The following is a 2398-nucleotide window of genomic DNA, read 5'->3' as shown; positions in this document are numbered from 1 at the left end:
TTTATCAATTGTAAGCGGGCCGCCTTTAAATCTTGAATGATATTTTTCGGGAATCTGATCCGGATCATGTGATGATAAAGTAAACAAAGTAGCCATAAATGGTTGTTTTTGACCGCTAAGGGTTTTACCCATAAACTGAAAAAATGGCTCGTCCCAAATACCCCAAATGCCATCATAATCCTCGTCGTTGTTGTATTCTGTTCTGCCGTAGTACTTTTTAAATCCTAAAATATTACCAAATCCCTGGAAACCCATAGATCCGTTTGCCGCACCATGGAAAAATGACGTTTGATAGCCTAAACTATCGCAAACAGACACGATGGACTGGATTTTTTGTTTTGCATAGGGTGATGAAGTAAAGGCCGTTTGAAATGACGGAATGCCAGCTAAAACGGACGACATGGCATGAATAGATTGACGGCCATTGGCATAAGCATTGGTAAATATTAAGCTGCTATCGGCTAATGAATCTAAAAAGGGAGTGTACGATTTAAAATCGGGTATAGCGGCCTCTTTGTTCATGCAGCCCCAATACTCTCTTCCCATACTTTCCAATATAATAATTACAATATTGGGCTTCACAGCGGGGTTGCCGTTATATTGTTTTACCGGTTTGATGTTAGCATTGATATAGTGTTCGTCTGTCCAGTGTTCAATTTTAAAATTGTTGCTGCCAAGTGTTCTAAAAATTGCAAAAGGAGTATTTAATACTATATCGCCCTGGTTTGGTATGGTAACATGTTTATAAGCATCAACCATGTTAATGGGCCTGGTGCTGTGTGCAAAATCACCTCTTATTCCCCCGATAACTAAAGCAAGGGCAACCAGGAACGCCACCACCGAAGAGTAAAAATAAGCGTTTAAATTCTTGATTGCGTTAGGTTTAATCTTTACCCGGTTATACAGCCAGATCCAGCAAAAACAGCATAATATATAGATGATAATTACATACCAATATGCGTCAGAAAAATGTCTAAATAACGCCTTTTTGTTGGTTTCATCGGCAAGCACATCAAGCGTAGCTTTGGTTGACCGAACCTGGCTGAAACGATAGTAAATAATGTCAACAAAATTTGTGGCATAAGCCAGCAGGTTTGTAACGAAATATAAAATTGTAAGGCCTTTTTGATAATTAGGTCTTGTATTGATGGTTAACGGGAGAATGCTTAAAACAATAAATAAACTGTTAATGTACAATAGCGCAGTGGTATCAAAGGCCATTCCGTGATAACACAACTTTAATAAAGTAGATAAATCATCAACAGCAAAAAGATTTGTATTAAATGCAAAAAATAAGATCCTGCTGATAAAATAGAATAAATAGCCTAATAATATACGGTATAAAAGGACCTTATATTCACCCAATCTAAATTTAATCTCCATTAAAAATATTGTTTTTATTTACCGTTAAATTGCGTTGGGCACGAGATGATATTAAACCCTGTTCGGGAATGAACCTTGATATGCCTTCGCTTAATATGCCGGGAATTTGTTAAAAAGCGAATGTAAATAAAAAAACAAATAATTGTTAAGTTATTGGTTGCCGTTGCAATATGGTCTGCACTTGCAAGGTTTTATTTACATTTTACTTACAAATGCTTCATATGGTAGCAGGGAACCACTATTGTAATATGTTTCTTACAAAAGGAATAATATTTTTTGTGAGATTTCATCGATATTTGGTTTTATCAGTTGCGCAGACTGTATTAAACCAATTTACCTGTACTCCACGAAAAACATTATAGTGACGGCCTGATGCCTGCATCAGCTGTAACTTCGGGATCAATTAAAATCAACTATCTAAATTATACAACTATTATGGAAAAATCACGTCGAACTTTTATCAGGCAGGTCGCATTAGTGGGGGCCAGCACATTACTCACCAAAACCGCGTGGAGCGCCAAAAGCTACAAACGTATTATCGGCGCTAATGATCGTGTGCGGGTTGGTGTTGTCGGATTTTCTGACAGGCATAAAAGTTCGCATATTCCCAGCTTCATGAACCACTGCAAGGAACTTAATTTTGAAGTAGTTGGTGTATCGGACATCTGGAAAAGGCGCAGAGAAGAAGGTGCGGCTACCTGGAAAGAGAAAATGCAGAATGATGTAAAGGCATACCGCAACAACGAGGAATTATACGACAGCAAAACGGTAGATGCAGTATTTATTAGTACCGCCGATTTTCAGCATGCACGGCATGCTATTGAAGCTGTAAAAGCTGGATGTGACGCTTATGTTGAAAAGCCTTTTGCCGAAACGATGGAAGACAACCGCGATGCCCTTAAAGCCATCAAGGAATCGGGTAAAATAGTACAGATAGGTTCGCAACGCAGGAGCGGGGCCAATTACCATGCCGCTAATGATTTTATCCACTCGGGCAAATTTGGCCCCATTACCA

The 2398-nt window shown here is 38.6% G+C and carries 2 protein-coding genes; one reads left to right on the top strand and one right to left on the bottom strand.

Going from position 1 to position 2398, the window contains the following annotated elements:
* On the bottom strand, positions 1-1383 hold a 1383-nt coding region (locus AC1DPZ_RS25615), incomplete at its 3' end, for an LTA synthase family protein (protein WP_477408816.1).
* A gap of 435 nt (positions 1384-1818) precedes the next feature.
* Here AC1DPZ_RS25615 and AC1DPZ_RS25610 point away from each other — a divergent pair.
* Positions 1819-2398, top strand: a 580-nt coding sequence (locus tag AC1DPZ_RS25610) for a Gfo/Idh/MocA family protein (RefSeq protein WP_477408814.1), incomplete at its 3' end; no start/stop codon positions are given.

The sequence above is a fragment of the Mucilaginibacter sp. P4_G9 genome, from assembly GCF_056400985.1.
Note: the sequence above shows the minus strand (reverse complement) of the source record. Positions and strands in the feature narration are given on the sequence as shown.